Annotated in this window: 24 protein-coding genes and 1 tRNA gene; 6 read left to right on the top strand and 19 right to left on the bottom strand. The window is 66.1% G+C overall.

Annotated elements, in window-relative coordinates; translation table 11 throughout:
* Positions 1-19 precede the first annotated feature (19 nt).
* The 3 genes from FM111_RS13420 to FM111_RS13410 all read right to left on the bottom strand — a co-directional run bounded on the left by FM111_RS13420 (position 20) and on the right by FM111_RS13410 (position 4,033).
* On the bottom strand, positions 20-1,717 hold the full coding sequence (locus tag FM111_RS13420; protein ID WP_087141432.1) for a cisplatin damage response ATP-dependent DNA ligase: 1,698 nt from the start codon (positions 1,715-1,717) through the stop codon (positions 20-22).
* 76 nt (positions 1,718-1,793) lie between these two features.
* Complete coding sequence (locus tag FM111_RS13415; RefSeq protein WP_087141431.1) at positions 1,794-3,617, bottom strand: response regulator; 1,824 nt, start codon at positions 3,615-3,617, stop codon at positions 1,794-1,796.
* Between the two features lie 116 nt (positions 3,618-3,733).
* Positions 3,734-4,033, bottom strand: a complete 300-nt coding sequence (locus FM111_RS13410) for a BolA family protein (RefSeq protein WP_087141430.1) — start codon at positions 4,031-4,033, stop codon at positions 3,734-3,736.
* 44 nt (positions 4,034-4,077) lie between these two features.
* Here FM111_RS13410 and FM111_RS13405 point away from each other — a divergent pair, with 44 nt between their 5' ends.
* The 3 genes from FM111_RS13405 to cobS all read left to right on the top strand — a co-directional run bounded on the left by FM111_RS13405 (position 4,078) and on the right by cobS (position 6,641).
* A complete protein-coding gene (locus FM111_RS13405) occupies positions 4,078-4,752 on the top strand; it encodes a J domain-containing protein (protein WP_087141429.1) in 675 nt (224 codons plus the stop codon).
* A 374-nt stretch (positions 4,753-5,126) separates the two neighbouring features.
* The gene (locus FM111_RS13395; protein ID WP_087141427.1) at positions 5,127-5,555 is read left to right on the top strand and encodes an organic hydroperoxide resistance protein; all 429 of its coding nucleotides are present in this window, start codon (positions 5,127-5,129) and stop codon (positions 5,553-5,555) included.
* A 75-nt stretch (positions 5,556-5,630) separates the two neighbouring features.
* Positions 5,631-6,641, top strand: a complete 1,011-nt coding sequence (cobS, locus tag FM111_RS13390) for a cobaltochelatase subunit CobS (RefSeq protein WP_179205105.1) — start codon at positions 5,631-5,633, stop codon at positions 6,639-6,641.
* A 60-nt stretch (positions 6,642-6,701) separates the two neighbouring features.
* Here the strand turns inward: cobS and FM111_RS13385 are convergent, their stop codons facing one another.
* A complete protein-coding gene (locus FM111_RS13385) occupies positions 6,702-7,757 on the bottom strand; it encodes a COX15/CtaA family protein (protein WP_087141426.1) in 1,056 nt (351 codons plus the stop codon).
* Positions 7,758-7,898: 141 nt separating this feature from the next.
* Here FM111_RS13385 and FM111_RS13380 point away from each other — a divergent pair, with 141 nt between their 5' ends.
* Positions 7,899-8,150, top strand: a complete 252-nt coding sequence (locus FM111_RS13380; RefSeq protein ID WP_087141425.1) for a transglycosylase — start codon at positions 7,899-7,901, stop codon at positions 8,148-8,150.
* The gene (locus tag FM111_RS13375) at positions 8,150-8,365 is read left to right on the top strand and encodes a DUF2842 domain-containing protein (RefSeq protein ID WP_087141424.1); all 216 of its coding nucleotides are present in this window, start codon (positions 8,150-8,152) and stop codon (positions 8,363-8,365) included. The genes FM111_RS13380 and FM111_RS13375 overlap by 1 nt, the downstream gene beginning before the upstream one ends.
* A 65-nt stretch (positions 8,366-8,430) precedes the next feature.
* On the opposite strand, the gene FM111_RS13370 is transcribed toward FM111_RS13375, so the two are convergent.
* From FM111_RS13370 to FM111_RS13340, 7 genes are all read right to left on the bottom strand, one after another.
* Positions 8,431-8,507, bottom strand: a tRNA-Pro gene (locus FM111_RS13370).
* A gap of 72 nt (positions 8,508-8,579) precedes the next feature.
* Positions 8,580-8,996 carry a MerR family transcriptional regulator gene (locus FM111_RS13365; protein ID WP_087141423.1) on the bottom strand — a complete coding sequence of 139 codons (417 nt, stop codon included), beginning with the start codon at positions 8,994-8,996 and terminating at the stop codon, positions 8,580-8,582.
* Positions 8,997-9,001: 5 nt separating this feature from the next.
* On the bottom strand, positions 9,002-9,310 hold the full coding sequence (locus tag FM111_RS13360) for an integration host factor subunit alpha (protein WP_369822381.1): 309 nt from the start codon (positions 9,308-9,310) through the stop codon (positions 9,002-9,004).
* A 74-nt stretch (positions 9,311-9,384) separates the two neighbouring features.
* Positions 9,385-10,362, bottom strand: a complete 978-nt coding sequence (locus FM111_RS13355; protein ID WP_087141422.1) for a beta-ketoacyl-ACP synthase III — start codon at positions 10,360-10,362, stop codon at positions 9,385-9,387.
* Entirely contained in the window at positions 10,359-11,429 is a 1,071-nt protein-coding gene (gene plsX, locus FM111_RS13350; RefSeq protein WP_087141421.1) for a phosphate acyltransferase PlsX, read from the bottom strand. The genes FM111_RS13355 and plsX overlap by 4 nt, the downstream gene beginning before the upstream one ends.
* A 100-nt stretch (positions 11,430-11,529) precedes the next feature.
* On the bottom strand, positions 11,530-12,057 hold the full coding sequence (locus tag FM111_RS13345; protein WP_087141420.1) for a YceD family protein: 528 nt from the start codon (positions 12,055-12,057) through the stop codon (positions 11,530-11,532).
* Positions 12,054-12,581: a ubiquinol-cytochrome C chaperone family protein gene (locus tag FM111_RS13340; RefSeq protein WP_087141419.1), complete on the bottom strand. Its 528-nt coding sequence runs from the start codon at positions 12,579-12,581 to the stop codon at positions 12,054-12,056. Before FM111_RS13340 ends, FM111_RS13345 begins: the two co-directional genes overlap by 4 nt.
* Positions 12,582-12,670: 89 nt before the next feature.
* Between FM111_RS13340 and bamE the strand changes: the two genes are divergently transcribed.
* Positions 12,671-13,150 (top strand): outer membrane protein assembly factor BamE domain-containing protein, encoded by a 480-nt coding sequence (gene bamE / locus FM111_RS13335; RefSeq protein ID WP_087141418.1) that lies wholly within the window; start codon positions 12,671-12,673, stop codon positions 13,148-13,150.
* A 117-nt stretch (positions 13,151-13,267) separates the two neighbouring features.
* Here the strand turns inward: bamE and FM111_RS13330 are convergent, their stop codons facing one another.
* The 8 genes from FM111_RS13330 to FM111_RS13295 all read right to left on the bottom strand — a co-directional run bounded on the left by FM111_RS13330 (position 13,268) and on the right by FM111_RS13295 (position 20,447).
* Positions 13,268-15,418, bottom strand: a complete 2,151-nt coding sequence (locus FM111_RS13330) for a sodium-translocating pyrophosphatase (RefSeq protein WP_087141417.1) — start codon at positions 15,416-15,418, stop codon at positions 13,268-13,270.
* 174 nt (positions 15,419-15,592) lie between these two features.
* The gene (locus tag FM111_RS13325; RefSeq protein ID WP_087141416.1) at positions 15,593-16,018 is read right to left on the bottom strand and encodes a hypothetical protein; all 426 of its coding nucleotides are present in this window, start codon (positions 16,016-16,018) and stop codon (positions 15,593-15,595) included.
* Between the two features lie 40 nt (positions 16,019-16,058).
* Positions 16,059-17,048 carry a thiamine-phosphate kinase gene (gene thiL, locus FM111_RS13320; protein ID WP_087141415.1) on the bottom strand — a complete coding sequence of 330 codons (990 nt, stop codon included), beginning with the start codon at positions 17,046-17,048 and terminating at the stop codon, positions 16,059-16,061.
* Positions 17,035-17,529, bottom strand: a complete 495-nt coding sequence (gene nusB, locus FM111_RS13315) for a transcription antitermination factor NusB (protein WP_087141445.1) — start codon at positions 17,527-17,529, stop codon at positions 17,035-17,037. The genes thiL and nusB overlap by 14 nt, the downstream gene beginning before the upstream one ends.
* Before the next feature lie 41 nt (positions 17,530-17,570).
* A complete protein-coding gene (gene ribH, locus FM111_RS13310; RefSeq protein WP_087141414.1) occupies positions 17,571-18,032 on the bottom strand; it encodes a 6,7-dimethyl-8-ribityllumazine synthase in 462 nt (153 codons plus the stop codon).
* The gene (gene ribB, locus FM111_RS13305; protein ID WP_087141413.1) at positions 18,029-19,165 is read right to left on the bottom strand and encodes a 3,4-dihydroxy-2-butanone-4-phosphate synthase; all 1,137 of its coding nucleotides are present in this window, start codon (positions 19,163-19,165) and stop codon (positions 18,029-18,031) included. Before ribB ends, ribH begins: the two co-directional genes overlap by 4 nt.
* Positions 19,162-19,764, bottom strand: coding sequence for a riboflavin synthase (locus FM111_RS13300; RefSeq protein ID WP_087141412.1), 603 nt, complete (start codon positions 19,762-19,764; stop codon positions 19,162-19,164). The genes ribB and FM111_RS13300 overlap by 4 nt, the downstream gene beginning before the upstream one ends.
* Before the next feature lie 77 nt (positions 19,765-19,841).
* Complete coding sequence (locus FM111_RS13295) at positions 19,842-20,447, bottom strand: RibD family protein (protein ID WP_373407978.1); 606 nt, start codon at positions 20,445-20,447, stop codon at positions 19,842-19,844.
* Positions 20,448-20,509 lie beyond the last annotated feature (62 nt).

Raw genomic sequence — 20,509 nt, 5'->3', positions numbered from 1 at the left:
CGATTGGAAGCCCCGCCGGTCAAGCTTTTTCACCAGCGTTTACCCGCCCGCCGCCGCGTTCGATGGCGTCCAGCAGATCCAGAACGGACTCAAGGGTGTCGGCCTCGCGCGCCGGTTTGTCCCAGCGGATGCGGCTGACGCGCGGAAAGCGCATGGCCACCCCCGATTTATGGCGCGTAGAGCGCTGCAATCCCTCGAAGGCGATCTCCAGCACCAGGCCGAATTCGCGCTCGGCGCGAACGGCGCGGACAGGGCCGAAGCGATCCGTCGTGTGATCGCGCACGAATTTGTCGATCTGCTTCAACTCTTCGTCGGTGAAGCCGAAATAGGCCTTCCCGACCGGCGCCAGCGCCCCCTCCTCCGTCCAGACGCCGAAGGTGTAGTCAGAATAGTAGCCGGAGCGCTTCCCATGCCCGCGCTGGGCGTACATCAACACGGCGTCGATGACATGCGGGTCACGCTTCCACTTGAACCAGGGCCCCTTGGGACGGCCCGCCACATACAGGCTGTCACGACGCTTCAGCATCACCCCTTCGGCGGCGGCGCCGACCGGCGGGTCGGCGCGCAAGGCCGCCAGTTCGTCCCAGCCCGCATATTCCAGCAACGGCGACAGGCCCAGCCGTTCGCCTTCATGCCTGGCCGCCAACTGCTCCAGCCGCTTCCTACGCTCGGTCAGGGGCAGATTGCGCAGATCCGTCGCCCCCTCGGCCAACAAATCATAAGCCAGGATGCCCGCTGGGTAGTCCTGCATCAGTCTGGCGCTCGCCGTCTTGCGGTTCAGCCGCTGTTGCAGGTCGCCGAACGGCGCCACCACCCCGCCGCGGATCACCAGAAGCTCGCCGTCCACAGCTCCCTCGAAGTCCAGGGCCGCCGCCACATCGGGAAAGGCGGCTGAAATCTCGTCTCCGGTACGGGAATACAGGCGCGACTCCCCGCCCTCGCGTACTGCCTGGACGCGAATGCCGTCCCACTTCCATTCGGCGACGAAATCAGCCGGTTCCAGGCGTGGCAGGTCCAGCTCTTCATCCAGAGCCGTCGCCAGCATGACGGGACGAAACCGGCCGGGCGCGTCCGCGCTGGGCCGCTCAGCCCGCCCCTCCACCCAGGCGAACAAATCCTCATAGGGCGGCCGCAGCGCGTGCCAGACTTCCTCGATGTCGCCGACTGTGATCGGCGGCAGGCTTTCCGTCGCCTCCCGGCCATCCGGCCTGGGCGGATCGATCACGGTCGCCGGACGCATCATGGCCACGGCCGTGCGCGCCAGCCGCGCCGACAAGCCCACCCGAAGTCCACCCGTCACCAGCTTCAGCAAAGCCCAGCGCCCCTTGGGCTCAAGCGCATCCAGCCAGCCTTCAATCAGCGACGACGCTTCCACGCGGTTCGCTCGCATAAGCGCGTCCACCACCTCGGCCAGTTCCGGTTCGCGATTGGCGCGATGCATCGGATCGCGCGGCCAGATCAGGGCCGTCGTCTCGGCCAGATCGCCGACATAGTCATAGGACCAGCCGAACAGCACCGGGTCGACCCGCGCCTCGACCGCCTTGCGGATCATGGCGGGCTTGGCCGTAGCGAAACTCAGCTCGCCGGTCAGCGCGGCTAGCGCCCAGCCGCGATCAGGGTCAGGCGTCGCCTTCAGATAGTCGCGTAGCAGGACCAGCTTCGCATTGCGCGAGGTCGTCAGCGACAGGCGATCCAGCAATTCGGCGAAGGGACGCAATCGGGCTCCAGCTCTTCAGGCGTCCCTGCACAACGACGTAGAAGCCACAGGTTTCCCTCAGCTTCTGTTTGGAAGGTCAAGCGGCCGCCGCTTCGTCGCCTACTTCCTGCTCCGCGAGGCGACGCAACGCAGCCCGTCCGCCTTGAGCGTGGACCATCAGCGCCGAAAGACTGCGGAAATCGATCGGCTTGTTCAGATAGGCGTCAGCGCCCGCCGCCAGGCCCGCCTCGTGGTCTTCGTTCCGCGCAGAAGCCGACAGAAAGATGATGGGCGTCTCGGCGTTGGCGCCCCCGGCTTCGCGGATCAGGCGGGTCGCGGCCAGTCCGTCCATGACCGGCATGTTGACGTCCATAACGATCAGGTCGAACCGCTGGTCGCGAGCGGCGTCAACTGCCTCCTGCCCATTCTCGGCCATGCTGGTGCGCCGCCCCGTGGACGCCATCCAGGCCTCCAGGATCATGCGATTGACGGGGTGATCCTCGACCACCAGCACTTCCATCCCGTCGCCTGCCATGACGTCGCCTGCAACAACGGCCGCGGTCTCGGCGGCGCGCCAGGCCACCACTTCGCCCTCAACAGCAAAAGTGAAAGTGGAGCCTTCGCCCAGGCGAGAGGTCACGGAGATCTCTCCGCCCATGATGTTGGCCAGGCGCCGCGAGATCGTCAGCCCCAGGCCCGTGCCCCCGAACCGTCGCGTCGAGGAAGCGTCCACCTGGGTGAAGGGCTGAAACAGTTGATCCATATCGTCGTCGGAAATACCCGCGCCGCTGTCGATCACCGCGAACTCAAAGGCCACGCGACGCTCAGAGACACGACGCCCACGGGTCACGAACCGCACCGCGCCCTGATCCGTGAACTTGACGGCGTTGGACAGGAGGTTCTGCACAACCTGGCAGACTCGCAAAGGGTCGCCTCGCACCACATCGGGAACATCGCCCTCGAATTCGGTAATGAACTCAAGACCCTTCGCTTCAGCCTGGGCCTCGAACGGGCCGACGATGCGGCGATGCAAATCCTCCAGATTCACGTCTACCGATTCAAAATTCATGCGGCCCGCTTCGATCTTCGTCATGTCGAGGATGTCGTTCAGCAGGCTCAGCAGATTGTCGCCGGAGTTGCGGATGATGGCCAGATACTCGCGCTGCGCCCCTTCCAGCCTAGTGGCGCTGAGTAGTTGCGCTGCGCCCAACACCCCGTTCATCGGCGTGCGCAACTCGTGGGAGATGACGCCCAGGAAGTTGGATTTCGCCTCATTGGCCGCATCGGCCCTGTCGCGGGCGGCTTCCAGTTCCTCGATCAGATGGGCCTGATGTTCCTGGAAGGCGCGGATGCGCTCTTCACGCAGCATGGTCATGGTGACCAGAACGAACAGGCTAGCCGCCGTAAACGGAGCCAAGGCCACAAACGGCCAGAAAATGGGATCCCCCAGCAGATTGACGGCGATGATCGCCGCCGCCGCGCCATAGGGGGAGGAAATCAGGATCGCCTGTCGCGGCGAATTCCGCAGTTGGGCGAACACCAACACATAGCCCGACATCAAAAAGGCGATGGCCAGTTCGCGCCCGAACAGCGATGGCGAAAACCAGGCCAGCAGAGGAGCCAATGCCCAGACCGCTGTGGTGGCCGTAGCTACAGCCGGAAACACCAAGCCCCAGCCGCTGCCTGCACTCTGGCTGACACGCTTTTCGACTTCGCCGCGCAGGGCGCCCGCCGCCAGGGTGGCGACGAACCAGATCAGACCGTGCGCCAGGCCGACCGTTGCGATCAAGCCCAGCGCCCAGCTGACGATAATGAGGTAACGCAGATAGTGAGTCTGCAGGATGGCGGTCAGAGCCTGGGCCGCTTCGCCCGGCGCCTGCGCCCCTTCCATCCCCTTTGTGAACCCGTCAGATCCAACCATCGCGACGCCCCCGCCCGCTACAAAATGCTTCGGGTGCGGACGCTAAGGCGAAAGGTTCTAAGACGATATGAATGCGGATAACTACGTAATCCGAATCTTTTAGGCGCCCAGCCTCATCAGGGTTGAGCCTCTTGCGGCGTCTGCGCCCGGATCGAAAGCGCATGAACCGGCCCGGCCAGCTCCGCCTTCAGCACGGCGTTGACGGCCCGTTGGCGCGCCACGCGGCTCTGCCCCGAGAAGGCCTCCGAAACGATGGTCAGCTGAAAATGACTTTCGCCGCCATCGCGAGCGTCGATTCCGCCCTCATGGTGGTGACCGGCGTGCTTCCAGCTGTCATCCTCCAGGTCCAGACGCACCGGGGCGAAGGCCGCAGTCAGTTTTTCGCGCATAACCGTCGCGATCGGGCCGTCAGACATGGGAACTCCTTGAAGCTGTCCAATTCGGCCTTACACTTCGGGGGATGTCTGCGTCTTTTCAATACAAGCCTCGCTTCACCGACATTCGGGTGAAGCCGCCGCGTCCCGACGAGGAACAGGAAGCGGCGGAGGATGTCCTGCGCCTCAAGCCGGGCGAGAAACCCTGCGACTGGGCTGACTGCACGCGCCCGGCGACGGCTCGCGCCCCGAAGTCGCGCGAGCAATTGAACGACTTCTACAACTTCTGCCAGGTGCACGCCGGCCAGTACAACAAGAGCTGGAACTTCTACGCCGGCATGAACGAGGGCCAGATTCGCGCCGCTCAGGAAAACGAGGCCATGACCGGCGGCCGCCCCACCTGGCAAATGAAGGCGGGACCGCAGACGCGCGAGGCCGCCGCCTTTGCAGCGAAGTTCGGCACGAACAACAACTCGGGCGCCGGCTCATGGCGCGACAGCTTCGGCCTGTTCGGTCGACGCGTTAACGCCGAGGGGCCAATCCAGGACGATCCGCATCACCGGCTGGGCAAGCTGGAACGCACCGCGCTGGCCGATCTGGGCCTGGAGCCGGGCGCCGACAAGGCGGCCATCAAGGCTCGTTATCACGAGATGCTCAAACGCTTTCACCCCGACACCAACGGCGGCGATCGTGGCGCGGAAGCCAAGCTTCAGAGCGTTATCAAGGCCTGGAAAACCTTGAAAAAGGCCGGGCACGCCTGAGCGACCGCAACAGCCCGCCTTCACCCGGCAAGGCGTCGACGCGAGTCATGGCCTGACCGGCGGCCGAGGAATCCCAGATTTCCGCAAAGACTTCGGCCCCGGATTCGTCCAGCATCATGCGCCGTGTTTCCTGGATCGCCTCGGTGAAGCTGTCGGCCTCCAAGGGGAACATCTGAGGCGTCCTTCCAGGCGCATCATAGACGTAGCAAAAATATTGCGTGTGCGTTTCCATGTCCCTCTCCCCCGACGGGAGCGATGCCTAATTGTTAACACCCTATTGCCGAATTTTCGAATCACAGAACCGTTGTTTCTGACAGGCGTTGCCTCTGCATCGTCCCCCATTCGTCCCCAGCCTGGGGATAAGGAGTCCACAGATGGAAGTCTTGTACCGCGCCCACGCCACAGCCTCCGGCGGAGGCCGTGACGAAGGCCGATCGGCCACTGACGACGGCAAGATCGACGTTCGGCTGTCCGTTCCCACCGAAATGGGCGGCAAGGGCGGCGACGGCACCAATCCCGAGCAGCTTTTCGCCACGGGCTACGCCGCCTGCTACCTGGGCGCCCTACGGCTGGTCTCAGGCAAGGCGGGCACGCCTGTCGGCCCCGACACCAAGGTCGCGGCCGGGATCGGCTTCGGCAAGAACACCCGCGGTGAGGGCTTCAATCTCGATGTGACCTTACGAGTGTCGGATCACGGCCTGGATCGCGCGGTGATCGACGACCTGATCCAGAAAGCACACCAGGTTTGCCCCTATTCCAACGCCACGCGCGGCAACGTCGACGTGGACCTGTCGGCGGAATAGACCGACCGGCCCATGGCGAATAATCCATCCGGCCCCTCGCGCGTGTTGAGCCGCGCGCGCGGGGGCGCTAGGTGGATGGCCATGACCTCTCCGCTCGACGCCTCCCCCGACCCGCTCGTCATCCTGGAACCGCACCGCAAGGTCACGCTGAAGGAGGCGTTCGGCGTCGATTCCGACATGGTCGTGCCGGCCTTCGACACGCGCGACAGCCATGTGCCCGAGATCGACGATTCCTATCGCTTCGATCCCCAGACCACGATCGCCATCTGCGCGGGCTTCGCCTACGATCGTCGCGTGATGGTTCAGGGCTATCACGGCACCGGCAAGTCGACCCACATCGAACAGGTCGCCGCCCGTCTGAACTGGCCGCTGGTCCGCATCAACCTGGACAGCCATGTCAGCCGCATCGACCTGATCGGCAAGGACGCCATCGTCCTGAAGGACGGCAAGCAGATCACCGAATTCCGCGAAGGCATCCTGCCCTGGGCGCTGCAACGGCCTGTCGCCCTAGTGTTCGACGAATATGACGCGGGCCGCCCGGATGTCATGTTCGTCATCCAGCGCGTGCTGGAGGCTCAAGGCCGCCTGACCCTGCTGGACCAGAACCGCGTCATCCGTCCGAACAAGTGGTTCCGCCTGTTCGCCACCTCGAACACGGTCGGCCTTGGCGACACGACGGGCCTGTATCACGGCGCCCAGCAGATCAACCAGGCGCAGTTGGACCGCTGGAACATCGTCACCACGCTGAACTATCTCGACCACGACGTGGAAGCCGAGATCGTCGCCGCCAAGGTGCCCGAGTGGAACGACGCCGAAGGCAAGCGTCGCATCGCCGCCATGGTCCGCGTCGCCGACATGACCCGCAACGCCTTCATGAACGGCGACATCTCGACCGTCATGTCGCCGCGTACGGTCATCACCTGGGCCCAGAACGCCATCATCTTCAACGGCGATGTGGCGTTGTCTTTCCGCCTGACCTTCCTGAACAAGTGCGACGAGCTGGAGCGGCCGACCATCGCCGAATTCTATCAGCGCGCCTTCGGCGAAGACCTGCCGGAATCCGCCACGCGCGTGAAGATCGGCTAGGGGCTCCCCCCTCGCACAATTGAGAAGGCCGCCTTCCGATCAGGAAGGCGGCCTTTTTTCTTAGCGAAGTCCCGAGGCGAAAAGTCTTGGCCGCGAGCGCCGCACCAGCCACAGGTTCACCGTGGCCGCGGCCAGCACCAGCGCCGCCACAGCCTGGTGCAGCACGCCGAGCGTCAGCGGCACGGCATGGATCAGGGTCAGGACGCCCAGCCCCGCCTGCAGCCACAGCGCGCCCGCCAGAACCAGGGCCGAGGCTCCCAATCCTTCGCCCAGGCGCCCGCGCAGGGCCTGCACCGCATAGAAGGTGCCCGCAAACAGCAGCACATAGGCGCCGATCCGGTGGTTCAGCTGCACCAGCCCCTGATCGTGCAGGAAGGTCAGCGCCCCCTGCCCCCACTCGACCGGCGGGAACAGGGCGCCGTTCATCATCGGCCAGTCGGTATAGATCATGCCCGCCTTGGCTCCGGCCACCAGGCCGCCGAGCAGGCACTGGAAGAAGACGCCGCCCAACAGCAAGCCCGCGCCCCAGCTCCAGCCGCGCGGCGCGCGCGTGAAGTCCGAACCGGACCAGGCCTCAAGCCCGGTCCAGATCAGTCCGGCGAAGATCAGGAAGGCCAGGCCCAGGTGGGTCGTCAGCCGTTCCGGCGCCACATCGATGCGCTCAGCCAGGCCGCTGGACACCATCCACCAGCCGATCAGCCCTTGCAGGCCGCCCAGAGCCAACAGAATCGCGCAGCGTCCGATCAGGCGGCGCGGAATGGCGCGGAAGGCCAGGAACAGAACGAAGGGCACAGCGAAGACCACACCGATCAGACGCCCCAGCAGGCGGTGCGCCCATTCCCACCAGAAAATGTACTGGAACTCCGCCATGCTCATGCCGGCGTTGACTTCGACGTACTGAGGGATGGCCTTGTACTTGTCGAACGCCTCGACCCAGTCGGCATGGCTCATCGGCGGCAGAGCGCCCATGATGGGCTTCCATTCCGTGATCGACAGCCCCGAGCCGGTCAGACGCGTCGCGCCCCCGACCACCACCATGGCGAACACCAAGGTCGCGCAGAAAAACAGCCACAGCGCCACCGCGCGGCTGCGGTCCAATTCACCAATACGCTTCATTCGACGCCTGCCGTTCGCCCCGATATGCTTGCCGCCTCTTTCGCAGGCGGCGGAACCGAGGGATATGCCCCTCCCGCGTGGCAAGATCGAGTCGGTTTCTACGCCAAAGCGTCGCACAACATTCAAGGGGAGCGCCAAGCGGTGCAATATGTCGAGATCGCCATCGCCCTGGCCGGGGCCCTGGGCCTGGCCTGGATCGCCGACCTGCTGACGGGCCGTCGCGGCCTGGGCGGGACCGTTCTGGTCGCCCTGGTCAGCGGCGCCTGCGGCGCCTTCCTGGCCGTGCGGGTGTTCGCCGTGGCCACCCTGGCCGACTGGGAGTGGCTGCCCTGGGCCTTTGCGGCCGTCGTCCTGGGACTAGTCGCCTTCTTCCTGTTCCGGAGCAAGCGCTGATGCCGCCTCGCGCCCGCCGTTTCGTCGCCACCCTGGCTGTCGTCTTCTTTCTGGCCTTTTGGGTGTGGGGCGCCGTGACCCTGCATGACCATCTGCCGGACGCCTGGTGGATCGACCTGATCTTCTTCGCCGTGGCGGGGATCGGCTGGGGCGTGCCGCTCATTCCCCTGCTGCGCTGGGCCGAGCGCGAGCCTGACGACAAGACGAAGGCCTGAACAGCAGAACGGCCGGTGAGGTTTCCCTCACCGGCCGTTTCAGCCTGCTGATAACCCTCAGCAAATGGTCGGAGCGACAGGATTCGAACCTGCGACCCCTTGACCCCCAGTCAAGTGCGCTACCAGGCTGCGCCACGCTCCGAAGGCGCTCCCTATAGACGGCGGTTCGGTGCTCCGCAAACCCTAAAACGCTCTATCGACAACAACTTCCGTCTTAGCGGCGCAGAACGGCCTCCAAGCGGGCCTTGGCCGCTTCCAGTTCGCTTAGCAGGGCCTCCAGACGCGCCGAATCCGCCGGAATCGCCGTCGCTTCCAAGGGCGTTTCAGCGCGATCACCCGAATCGATCTCGAGCGTAGCGGTCGGATCGGCATAGGCCGTCAGCCGCGCCAGGCCCTGATCCTGCACCAGGCGCTGCACGCCGCGAATCGTCAGCCCCTCGTCGTGCAGCAGGCGCCGCACGGCCTTCAGCACCATGACGTCGTCAGGACGATAGAAACGGCGGCCGCCAGCACGCTTCACCGGAGCGACGAATTCGAACTTCGTCTCCCAGAACCTCAGCACATGCTGGGGGGCGCCGACTTCATCGGCCGCTTCAGAAATGGTGCGGAAGGCTTTGGGGCTTTTGGCCAAGGGTCTTAGGTCTCGACGACGGCGTCGTGCACCCGGCTCTTCATGATCTGGGAGGCGCGGAAGCTGATGACGCGGCGGGGGTTGATGGCGGCTGGTTCACCGGTCTTGGGGTTGCGGCCCATGCGGGCGCGTTTCTCGCGAACCTGAAAGACGCCGAAGCCCGACAGCTTGACCGTCTCGCCCTGCTCAAGAGAATCGACGATCAGGTCCAGCGTGCGCTCGACCAGCCCGGAGCATTCCTGTCGGGATAACCCAACCTCTTCGTGGACTGCTTCGCACAAATCCGCACGGGTAAGCGTCTGATGTCCGGCCACTTGCATCTCCCCGCAATCAATTGGCGGGGCATTGAAGGGCAAAACGGCCGGAAATCAAAGTCCTCAATGCAAATCTAGAATCGGAAGGCGCACGCGCCCCACGTCAAGCCGCCGCCCATGGCCTCGACGAGCACCAGATCGCCCTTCTTGATTCGCCCATCCTTGATGGCGACGTCCATCGCCAGGGGGATAGAGGCGGCCGAGGTGTTGGCGTGCATGGCCACGGTCGAGATGACCTTGTCCTCATCCAGACCCAGCCGGTCGCCCACGCCCTTGATGATGCGCTGGTTGGCCTGGTGAGGCACGAACCAGTCGATCTCGGGGATGCCGACGCCCGCGACCTCGGCGGCGGCGGTGATGGCCTCCGCGATGTTCACCACGGCGTGGCGGAAGACCTGATTGCCCAGCATCCGCAGATGGCCGACCGTACCCGTCGTGGCCGGGCCGCCGTCGACATAGAGCATGTCGGCCTTGGCGCCCTCGCAGCGCAGGGCGAAGCCCAGAACGCCACGATCGGCCTTGGTCCCCTGCCCTTCGCCCGGCTCCAGCACGAAGGCGCCGGCGCCGTCGCCGAACAGGACGCAGGTCGTGCGGTCCGTCCAGTCCATCAGCCGGGTCATTTCCTCGGCGCCGATGACCAGGGCGCATTTGGCCTGGCCGCGCGCGACGAAGCCGTCCGCCACGCTCATCGCATAGACGAAACCCGAGCAGACCGCCTGAATATCGAAGGCGATGCCCACCGGCGCGCCCAGCTTGCGCTGGACGATGGCGGCCGTCGCGGGGAAGGTCTGGTCCGGCGTGGTGGTGGCGACGATGATCAGATCGACGTCCGCCGCCGTCTTGCCGGCATCGGCCAGGGCGCGCTCGGCGGCCTTGACCGCCAGGTCGCTGGTCGGTTGGTCATCGCGGGCCTTGTGGCGTTGACGGATGCCGGTGCGCTCGATGATCCATTCGTCGGAGGTGTCGACGATCTTGGCCAAATCGGCGTTGGTGACCACCTGCTCGGGCAGGAAGGAGCCGACCCCGGTGACGACGCTGCGGATAACGCTCACTGTTCGGTCTCTCCCATGACGGCGGGTGCAGGTTCGTCCATCGCGGCCGCCAGACGTGCGAAATTGGCGCTGACCTTGGTCAGATAGTCACTGCGGGCCAGTTCGACAGCCACACGGATAGCGTTTGCATAACCCTCGGCCGTGGCGCCGCCGTGGCTTTTCACCACGATGCCGTTCAGGCCCAGCAAGGGGCCGCCATTGACGCTGCTGGGGTCGATACGGCGCGCCATCTTCTTCAACGCCGGCATGGCGATCAGGGCTCCCAGCTTGGCCAGCGGACCGGAGGTCAGCGCCTCCTTCAGCAGATCCGAGATGAAGCGCGCGGTGCCCTCGGCCGTCTTCAGGGCGATATTGCCGGTGAAACCGTCCGTCACCACCACGTCCACCGTTCCGGCGGCGATATCGTGCCCCTCGACAAAGCCGGTGTAGTTCACGGGCACAGCGTCGGTGCGCAGCACGGCGTGGGCCTCGCGCACTTCTTCGTGGCCCTTCATCTCTTCCGAGCCGACGTTCAGCAGGCCAACGGTCGGCCGCTCGATCCCATGCACTGCAGCCTGGAAGGCTTCACCCATGATGGCGAACTCGACCAGTTGGCGAGCATCGCTGCCGATGTTGGCGCCCACGTCCAGAACGGCGGTGACGCCGCGTTTGGTCGGCCAGCTGGCGACGATGGCCGGGCGCTCCAGTCCGTCGACCGCCATACGCAGAACCAGTTTGGAGATCGCCATCAAGGCGCCGGTGTTGCCGGCGGACACAGCCCCCTGGGCCTCGCCCGTCTTGACCGCTTCGATCGCGTTCCAAAGGCTGGAGCCCTTGCCCCGGCGCATGGCCTGGGCGGGCTTCTCGTCCATGGCGACGACCTTGTCGGTGTGCCGAACCTGGCAAAGATCGTCCGATACATGCAGGCGCGCCATCTCGGCGCGGATCGCCGCCTCGTCCCCGTGCAGCAGGAAACGGACGCCGTCGCCGCCATACAGCGAATAGTAAGCCTTCACGCCGCCGACCACGACGGAAGGACCGTGGTCGCCTCCCATGGCGTCGAGCGAGATCAATGTGGATGATGCCAAGTGGAAATCGACTCCGTCGCCGTCTTGTCGCGGCGCTTCAATGTTAGGGCGTGCGGACGCAAATGTCGCACCCCGTGGATGCAACCGGGGCGCCCTTAGGTCAACTCTTGTCGGCGTCGTTCGGCTTCAAGGCCCGCAGCACACCGAAAGGCGAGATCTCGCCCGGCTCGGGCGGCTGCTCGAACACCGCACCGTCCTTGCGGGGATAGGGGTCCAACTGCAGGGCCAACTGCTCGACCGCATACTGCCCCAGATCGATCTGACCGTTCTCCGCCACGTCAGGCGAATCGTCGTCCAACTCCAGGTCGATCTCGCCATCATCCGATGGCGGCGTGTCCACGGCCTCAACCAGGTTGACCTCAAACCGCTCGTCGACATGAACCGGCAAGGGCTCCAGCGTGAGCACGCAGGATTGAACGGCGTCAGCGACGACGCGCCCGGTCAGGCGCCAGCCCGAAACCGTCGCCGTAATCTCCATATCCGCCTCGAAACGATCCAGCGACTTCAGGTTCAGCGCGCGTGCGATGCGCTGACGCGCCTCGGCGTCCGGCTCCAGCCGTCGGGACAGGCTCGCCCCGATCTGATGCAGGCGGACGGGATCACTGTAAGGCAGGGCGGGAATCGTCATGCGACGATCATGGCCCAGTCCGGCGCCTTTTCCACGGCGGAAATAGGCTGACGCCCCAAGCGTTCATGTGATTCCAGCGCGTAGCGGGTCAGCTCGGCGCCGGCTGCGGGGTCTTCGCTCTCGAACACATTGCGCGCGATCGAAGCCTGGAAGCCGTCGTGGTCGCCTTCGCGCAGCGCCTTCTCGTAGGCGCTCATGCGGCCATAGAGGGCCTCGCCCAGCTTGCGCATCTTCTTGCCGACGGACACGTCGCCCACGCCCAGTTCGCGCAGAACGTTGTCGAGAGCCGAGACATAGGTGTCGAACATTTTCTGGGCCAGGTCGGCCCCGCGCTCGCCTTCGGCTTTGGTCCGTACGAACAGCAGAAGGACGTGCAGGGTGTAGAGTTCGAACCGCGCATCGATTCGATCCGCCACGCCCAGGCGGGCGTAAAAATCGGGCTGACGCGCCTGTTCCACCGCCAGGGCGTATAGGCCCTGAGCCTGGCGCTCTTGCGTCTGTCGTCTGAAGAGTGTCTTGAACATAGGTTTTACGGCCCCTTTTCCGCCGCGCCGTTGCACTAGGACGCAGCGACGGTTAGGTCAAAGACCTTGTTTCTAGAGGCCCATCGCCGATGCCCCGTTTTACGTCGCTCATCATCGCCGCCTCGCTCGCCGCCGCTGCGGGCGCCTGCGCCCCGGTTGTCGCCACCCAGGGCTTCCAGGCCGTGGACGCCAAGCCCCAGGATATCGAGGCGGGCGTCGACACCCGCGAGACCGTCCTGGCCAAGCTGGGCACGCCTTCAACCACCTCGACCTTCGAGACCGACAACGTCTGGTACTACCTGACCCAGACGACCCAGCGCTACACCTACAACAAGCCTGAAGTGTCGCAGCGGACGATCACGGAGGTCACCTTCGCCGATGGCGGTGAAAAGGTCGCCAGCGTGCGGACCCTGGGCCTGGAAGACGGTCGCCAGATCGCCATGGAGCGCCGCGAGACCCCGACCCGCGGCCGCCAGCTGACCATCCTCGAACAGTTGCTCGGCAATGTCGGCCGCGGCCAACTGCCGCGCACCGAGGACGACGTCCCCGGCCAGCGCCGCCCGGATTAACGGCCCAGCATACAGGCGCCCTCAAGCCGCGAGCGACCGCGTCGCGAGCCTAGGGCGCAAAAAGATAACGCCCCGGAGATCGCTCTCCGGGGCGTTTTCAGTTTCAGCCGATCGCCGTCAAACGATCTTGCCGCTCGCCAGCACCGCCAGCAGCAGCAGCGCCACGATGTTGGTGATCTTGATCATCGGGTTCACCGCCGGACCGGAGGTGTCCTTGTAAGGGTCGCCCACAGTGTCGCCGGTGACGGCCGCCTTGTGCGCTTCCGAGCCCTTGCCGTGGACCACGCCGTTCTTGTCGGTGAAGCCTTCCTCGATCACCTTCTTGGCGTTGTCCCAGGCGCCGCCGCCCGACGTCATGGAGATGGCGACGAACAATCCCGTCACGATCACCCCCATCAACATGGCCCCCAGGGCGGCGAAGGCGTTGGCCTTGTCCGGCTGGATGAACAGGATGACGACGAACAGGACGATCGGCGACAGCACCGGCAACAGCGACGGCACGATCATCTCGCGGATGGCCGCGCTGGTCAGGATATCGACCGCCCGTCCGTATTCCGGCTTGGTCTCGAACGTCATGATGCCGGGGTTCTCGCGGAACTGACGCCGCACCTCGGCCACGACAGCCTCGGCGGCGCGCCCCACGGCCGTCATCGCCAGCCCTCCGAACAGGAAGGGCAGCAGACCGCCGAACAACAGGCCGACCACGACGTAGGGGTTGGACAGATCAAACGCGACCGTCCCCAAGCCGTAGAAGAAGCTGCCCGGCGCCGCCTCGGCCGCGAAGAACTTCAGATCCTCCACATAGGCGGCGAACAGGACCAATGCCCCCAGACCCGCCGATCCGATGGCATAGCCCTTGGTCACGGCCTTGGTGGTGTTGCCCACGGCGTCCAGTGCGTCGGTCGAGACGCGGACTTCCGGCGGCAGGCCCGCCATCTCGGCGATGCCGCCCGCGTTGTCCGTGACCGGCCCGAAGGCGTCCAGCGCCACGATCATCCCCGCCACGCCCAGCATGGTGGTGGTGGCGATGGCGATGCCGAACAGCCCTGCCAACTGATAGGCCGCGACAATACCGACGATGATGGTCAGGGCCGGAAGCGCCGTGGCCTCCAGCGACATGGCCAGCCCCTGGATGACGTTGGTGCCGTGCCCAGAAACCGAGGCGTTGGCCACCGACTTCACCGGCCGGAAGCCCGTGCCGGTATAGTATTCGGTGATCACCACGATGGCCGCCGTCACCACCAGCCCCACAGCCCCTGCCCAGAACAGGTTCATCGGCTGGATCAGCAGGCCCCCTGAGGTCTCGACCGCCCCCGGCAACAGGGTGTTGATCACCCACCAGACGGCGACCAGCGACAGCAGGCCGGTCACGATCAGCCCCTGATACAGGGCGCCCATGATGTTGCCGCTCTTGCCCAGGCGGACGAAGAAGGTGCCGATGATCGAGGTCACGATGCAGACGCCGCAGATCGCCAGCGGCAGCAGCATCAGCACATCCACATAGGGCTGGTTGCGGAAGAAGATGGCCGCCAGCACCATGGTCGCCACCGTCGTCACCGCATAGGTCTCGAACAGGTCGGCGGCCATGCCGGCGCAGTCGCCGACGTTGTCGCCCACATTGTCCGCGATGGTGGCGGCGTTGCGGGGATCATCCTCGGGGATGCCGGCCTCGACCTTGCCCACCATGTCACCGCCGACGTCGGCCCCCTTGGTGAAGATGCCGCCGCCCAGTCGTGCGAAGATGGAGATCAGCGAGGCGCCGAAGCCCAGCGCCACTAGGCCGTCGATGACCTCGCGGCTGGTCGAGGCGTGGCCCAGACCCTGCGTCATGAAGGCGTAGTAGCCGGACACGCCCAGAAGCGCGCCGCCCGCCACGAACATGCCGGTGATGGCGCCCGAGCGGAAGGCCAGGTCCAGCCCCTTGGACAGGCTCTGCGACGCGGCCTGGGCCGTGCGGACGTTGGCGCGCACGGAGATCAGCATCCCCGCATAGCCCGCCGCGCCCGACAGGACCGCGCCGATCAGGAAACCGAGCGCCGCCCAGGTCCCGATAAGAAAATAGGCCGCGACCAAGATCACGACCCCTACAATGCCAATCGTTGTGTACTGACGCTTCAGATAGGCGGATGCCCCTTCCTGGATCGCTGCGGCGATCTCACGCATCCGTTCATTACCACTGTCGGCCTTCATCAGGGCGGCGGTCTGAACGGCGCCGTAAAGCACCCCCAGAGCGCCGGCCGCGATGACCAGCCAAAGATATGACGTCATGGCGTTTCCAAGCCCTATGCAACTGGGCGCGCGGATCCATGGGCAGCGCTACGGGCGTTGTCGCCTCTCGGCCGCCTTCCGGTCCCCCCGTGCGCTTACGGACGCAAATTCACGCCCCTCGGGAATTGCGGCTAAATCGTGCCAAAAGCAGAGCCGTGGCGCAACAGCGCTCTTTTAGACGCCGCGAACAGTTGTGCGACGGCGCGCGGCCTGGCTGACAACCTCCACGCGGGCGATCGCGCCCTTGCCGATCAGCGTATCGGCCGAGCGGATCAGGCTGGCGCTCAGAGCCTGGGCGTCCAACTGGTTCCAGTCATCGGCCAGGACGAAGGGCGTGCGGTGCCCGGCCCGGACCAGGGCGTCGCGCAGATAGGGCTCCTTGGCCTTCACGGCATCCAGGGCGTGGCCCTGGCCCAGATACAGCTTCAGCACCACGAAGATGTAGTTCCGGACCCGGCCGCCCACGATGATAGGCAGGCCGACGCCGGTCAGGTTGAAACTCGCCGGTTGGGCGGACGTCTCCGCCGAAGGCGAGGCTGCCGCGGCCGCCCCCGACAGGGCGGCGCCGGCGACGGCGAGGATCAGGGCGCGGCGGTTCATGGCGGCAGTCTGGCCCTGTCCCGTTAGGATTCCGTTGCCCTCAGCCGTGGACCCAGCCGGTGCGGGTCGGGGTGATGGCCTGGCCCAGATAGCGCGGGGACAACCCCCTGCCCTCGGCCACCCGGCCCACGCAGGTCAGGCGCAGGTGGCGGCGCTCGGCCTCGCGGCGCAGGGCGTTTTCGGCGCCCGCCGGGACGGTCAGCAGGATCTCATAGTCATCGCCGCCGCTGGCCAGCAGCTCCAGCGCCGCCTGCGGATCGACGCGCCCGTCGAACCAGGCCTGGGCCGCGGCGGACAGGGGCAGGCGCTCTAGGTCGATCTCAAGGCTTACGCGACTGGCCTCGGCGATATGGGCGGCGTCGGCCAAGAGGCCGTCGGAGACGTCGGCGCTGGCGGTCGCCAGGCCTAGAACGACGGGCGCGAACTCCACGCGCGGCATGGGCGTGCGATAGGCGGCCTCCAGCGCGTCTATGCGCTCAGGCTCCAGGCTCAACGTCGCCTGGGCGGCCTGAAGACCCAGCCAGCCGTCGCCGATCGTGCCGGTGACGAAGACCAGATCGCCGGGCCGCGCGCCCGCCCGACTGACCGCCGCTCCCGTCGGCGCCCAGCCGAGCAGGGTGGCCGAGAAGCTAGCCGGTCCCGGCGTCTTCACCGTGTCGCCGCCCAGCAGGGATATGTCGAAAATGGCCTGATCCCGCCGTAGCCCGGCGACGAAGGCCTCGCGCTCGGGCCAGCCGCAGCGCTCGGACCAGTGGCAGGCCAGCAGATAGCCGAACGGCTCGGCGCCCTTGGCGGCCAGGTCGGACAGGTTCACGCGCAGCAGCTTCTGCGCCACCGTGTCCAGCGGATCGTCGGGCAGGAAGTGGACGCCTTCGATGATGGCGTCCTTGGTCAAGATCAGGTCGTATCCGGGTCGCGAGGGCAGCACGGCCACGTCGTCGGCCAGCCCCCGCGCCCATTCCGGATGGGCCAGCGGCTTCAGCAGCCGCTGGATCGTCTCGAATTCGCCTGCGACGTCAATCGCGGGCATCGCGCGCCACGCCGTCCAGCGCCGCGTTCACGAATTTCGCCTCTGCATCGTCGAAGAAGGCCTTGGCCAGCTCGACATATTCGTCGATCACGATTTCACGCGGCACGTCGGGCTTGTGCTTCAACTCCCACGCGCCGCAGCGCAGCAGGGCGCGCAGGGTGGCGTCCAGACGCTCCAGCCGCCAGTTGGAGGCCAGACGCGCCTTGACCGCCTCGTCCACCGCGCGCTGGTCCTCGACCACGCCGTGCACGACGGCGGCGAACCAGTCTTCATCCGCCTCAGCCAAGGGCGCGCCGTCAATGTCGGCGTCGAAACGGTGATTGCGGAACTCGCGCACGACGCTGTCGACGCCCTCGCCCGCCAGCTCCATCTGATACAGGGCCTGAACGGCGGCCAGGCGGGCGACCGTGCGGGCGCGGCGCTGACGGCTAGTCAGTTGGGGCTCGGCGCGGGCCTTATCGGCCTCGGCCAGCTGGGCCATGACTTCAGCAACGGTCGCCGGGGTGGTGTTGGTCGGTTCGCTCACGAGGCCAGCCCTCCGCGCAGACGCTTGCGGATGGCGATCAGGTCCAGGCAGGCGCGGGCCGCGAAGCCGCCCTTGTCGCCCTCGCTGAGGCGGGCGCGGGCCCAGGCCTGCTCCTCGTCCTCGGTCGTCAGGATGCCGTTGCCGATGGCCAGGCCCTTCAGGCCCAGATTGCGGATGCCGGCGGCCGACTGATCCGAGACGATCTCGAAATGATAGGTCTCGCCGCGGATGATGCAGCCCAGGGCGACATAGCCGTCATAGCGCGGCGCGGTGGGATAGCGTCCGGCCTCCTCGGCCATGGCGATCACGGTCGGCACTTCCAGGGCGCCGGGCACGGTCACGACGTCATACTGGACGCCTTGCGCGCGCAGGGCGTCCTTCGCCCCTTCCAGAAGGGCGTCGGCCAGTTCGTCGTAAAAGCGCGCCTCGACGATGAGGACGCGAGTGGGGTCGTTCAAGATTGGTCTTCTCCGTCCATGTCGCGCCAACCGACGATGCGCAGGCCGTAACCTTCCAGCGCCGTCGGATTGGGTCGCGTCGAACTCATCACGATCATGTCTTTGACGCCGAGGTCGAGCAGAATCTGCGCCCCGACGCCATAGGCTTTCAGCGAACGATCCACGGCGGCGGGCTTGCTGGTCGCGCCCAGCCGCTCGGCCAGGCCTTGCAGGCCGGGATCACGCAGGAAGACGACGACGCCCGGCCCGTCCTGAGCCGCCAGCGCCTGCATCGCCTTTGGAATATAGTCCTGGCGGGCCTCGACGTGGCCCAGCAGGTCGGCGGCGAAGTCGACCTGGTGCATCCGCACGACGGTCGGCTTGGTAGGGTCGATGTCGCCGCGCACCAGGGCGACATGCTCGGCGCCCTCGATGGTGTTGCGGTACAGGATCAGCTTGAACGCGCCGCCGTGGACGCTTTCGAACGGCGTCTCCATCACGCGCTCGACAAAGCGCTCGGTGCGGCGGCGATAGGCGATCAGGTCGGCGATGGTGCCGATCTTCAGCCCGTGCAGCTGGGCGAAGGCGATCAGGTCGGGCATCCGCGCCATCGTCCCGTCGTCCTTGATGATCTCGCAGATCACCCCGGCGGGGATCAGGCCGGCCATGCGGCTGATATCCACGGCCGCCTCGGTGTGGCCGGTGCGGACCAGAACGCCGCCGTCGCGCGCAACCAGCGGGAAGATGTGGCCCGGCGAGACGATGTCATCGGCGGTGCGCGACGGATCGGCCGCCACCTGGACCGTATGAGCGCGATCAGCGGCCGAGATGCCGGTCGTGACGCCTTCCTTGGCCTCGATCGAGATGGTGAAGGCCGTGCCCATGCTCTCGCGGTTCTCGGCGGCCATCGGCGGCAGGCGCAGTTGCTTGGCGCGCTCGGACGTCAGAGCCAGGCAGACCAGGCCCCGCGCATAGCGGATCATGAAGTTGATCTGGTCCGGCGTGGCGAACTGGGCCGGAATGACGATGTCGCCCTCGTTCTCGCGGTCCTCGGCGTCCACCAGGATGTAGGGACGGCCGTTGCGGGCGTCCTCGATAATGTCCTCGATCGAACTGATCGGGCTGTCGGTGTTGTAGACGGCCAGTTTCATCATGCGGTCTCCTGCCACCGCGCGAGGTAACGCGCCAGCATGTCGATCTCCAGATTGACCTTCTCGCCGACCTTCAGGCCGCCGAGGGTGGTCGCATCCCACGTGTGCGGGATGATGTTCACGTCGAAGCGGCGCTCATGCACCCCATTCACCGTCAAAGAAACCCCATCGACCGTGATTGAGCCCTTCGGGGCGATGAATCTGTGCAGCGGCGCAGGCGCCTCGATCACGATCCGGCGCGACCCGCCCTCGGGCGTGATGGAGATCACCTCGCCTAGACCGTCGACGTGGCCCGAGACGATATGGCCGCCCAGCTCGTCGCCAAGTTTCGCCGCGCGCTCCAGATTGATCCGGCTGCCCTCGCTCCAGTCGCCCAGCTTGGTCTTGGACAGGGTCTCGCCCGAGACCTCGACGGCGAACCAGCCCCCCCTTTCATCGTGCCCCTTCTCAGTCACCGTCAGGCAGCAGCCCGCATGGCTAATGGAGGCGCCCAGGTCGATGGTCGCCGTGTCCCACACGGTCTCGACCTCATAGCGACGGTCGCGGTTGGTTTCACGGACGCTGCGAACGCGGCCGATGTCGGTGACGATGCCGGTGAACATGAAAGCTCCGGTCCCTTCGGACCCAAAAAACAGAGTCTAATTAGTCTAATTCGTCTGAAATCGCGCCTGAGGAGGCGTCACGCGCGGGCGTAGCGTTCCCACAGATCGCCTCCGACAGGCTCGACGCCCAGACGACGGAACTTGGGGGCGTCGGCCAGCTTTGCAAGCGCCAGGGAGGCGACGCAGGGCCGCCCCTCCCCGCCCAGCAGGATCGGGGCGCGGAACCATTCGATGGCGTCCACCGCGCCGGCCTGGATGAAAGAGGCGGCGACACGGCCTCCGCCCTCGATCAGGACGGAGCCGACGCCGCGTGCAGCCAGGGCTTCCAGGACGGCTGAAATGGCGGGGCGGCCGTCGTCTGCGGCGACCGCGACGACCTCGGCCTGGCCGATGGCGCGGGGTTGGGCTGTGGTGAAGATCAGAGTGTTGCCAGATGCGACCTTGGCCGTCGCGGGGGTACGGAGACGGCTATCGAGGACGACTCTCAACGGATTCCTTCTCCCCTCGGGGGAGAAGGTGGGCGGCGGAGCCGCTCGGATGAGGGGGGCGTCGGCTGCACCCTCGTCGTCCGCCTTTGAGTGCGAGGACAGAGCCCCCTCATCCGTCATGCTCCGCACGACACCTTCTCCCCCGAGGGGAGAAGGGGAAAGACGCACCGTCAACTCGGGATCGTCGGCCAGCACGGTCTCGACCCCGCGCCATCGGCCAGGCCGAGGTCGTCGCGGTCGCCGCAGACGACGGCCGC

The organism is Brevundimonas diminuta 3F5N (assembly GCF_900163625.1).
In the GTDB taxonomy this organism is placed as follows: domain Bacteria; phylum Pseudomonadota; class Alphaproteobacteria; order Caulobacterales; family Caulobacteraceae; genus Brevundimonas; species Brevundimonas diminuta_A.
Note: the sequence above shows the minus strand (reverse complement) of the source record. Positions and strands in the feature narration are given on the sequence as shown.

Coding starts and splice junctions, on each gene's coding strand:
- FM111_RS13300 (WP_087141412.1), bottom strand. CDS start 19,764: ATGTTCACCGGCATCGTCACCGACATCGGCCGCGTTCGCAGCGTCCGT.
- ribB (WP_087141413.1), bottom strand. CDS start 19,165: ATGATGAAACTGGCCGTCTACAACACCGACAGCCCGATCAGTTCGATC.
- FM111_RS13330 (WP_087141417.1), bottom strand. CDS start 15,418: ATGACGTCATATCTTTGGCTGGTCATCGCGGCCGGCGCTCTGGGGGTG.
- thiL (WP_087141415.1), bottom strand. CDS start 17,048: ATGCCCGCGATTGACGTCGCAGGCGAATTCGAGACGATCCAGCGGCTG.
- nusB (WP_087141445.1), bottom strand. CDS start 17,529: ATGGCCCAGCTGGCCGAGGCCGATAAGGCCCGCGCCGAGCCCCAACTG.
- cobS (WP_179205105.1), top strand. CDS start 5,631: ATGGCCATGACCTCTCCGCTCGACGCCTCCCCCGACCCGCTCGTCATC.
- FM111_RS13325 (WP_087141416.1), bottom strand. CDS start 16,018: ATGAACCGCCGCGCCCTGATCCTCGCCGTCGCCGGCGCCGCCCTGTCG.
- FM111_RS13375 (WP_087141424.1), top strand. CDS start 8,150: ATGCCGCCTCGCGCCCGCCGTTTCGTCGCCACCCTGGCTGTCGTCTTC.
- FM111_RS13385 (WP_087141426.1), bottom strand. CDS start 7,757: ATGAAGCGTATTGGTGAATTGGACCGCAGCCGCGCGGTGGCGCTGTGG.
- bamE (WP_087141418.1), top strand. CDS start 12,671: ATGCCCCGTTTTACGTCGCTCATCATCGCCGCCTCGCTCGCCGCCGCT.
- FM111_RS13405 (WP_087141429.1), top strand. CDS start 4,078: ATGTCTGCGTCTTTTCAATACAAGCCTCGCTTCACCGACATTCGGGTG.
- FM111_RS13345 (WP_087141420.1), bottom strand. CDS start 12,057: ATGACGATTCCCGCCCTGCCTTACAGTGATCCCGTCCGCCTGCATCAG.
- FM111_RS13395 (WP_087141427.1), top strand. CDS start 5,127: ATGGAAGTCTTGTACCGCGCCCACGCCACAGCCTCCGGCGGAGGCCGT.
- FM111_RS13340 (WP_087141419.1), bottom strand. CDS start 12,581: ATGTTCAAGACACTCTTCAGACGACAGACGCAAGAGCGCCAGGCTCAG.
- FM111_RS13410 (WP_087141430.1), bottom strand. CDS start 4,033: ATGTCTGACGGCCCGATCGCGACGGTTATGCGCGAAAAACTGACTGCG.
- FM111_RS13415 (WP_087141431.1), bottom strand. CDS start 3,617: ATGGTTGGATCTGACGGGTTCACAAAGGGGATGGAAGGGGCGCAGGCG.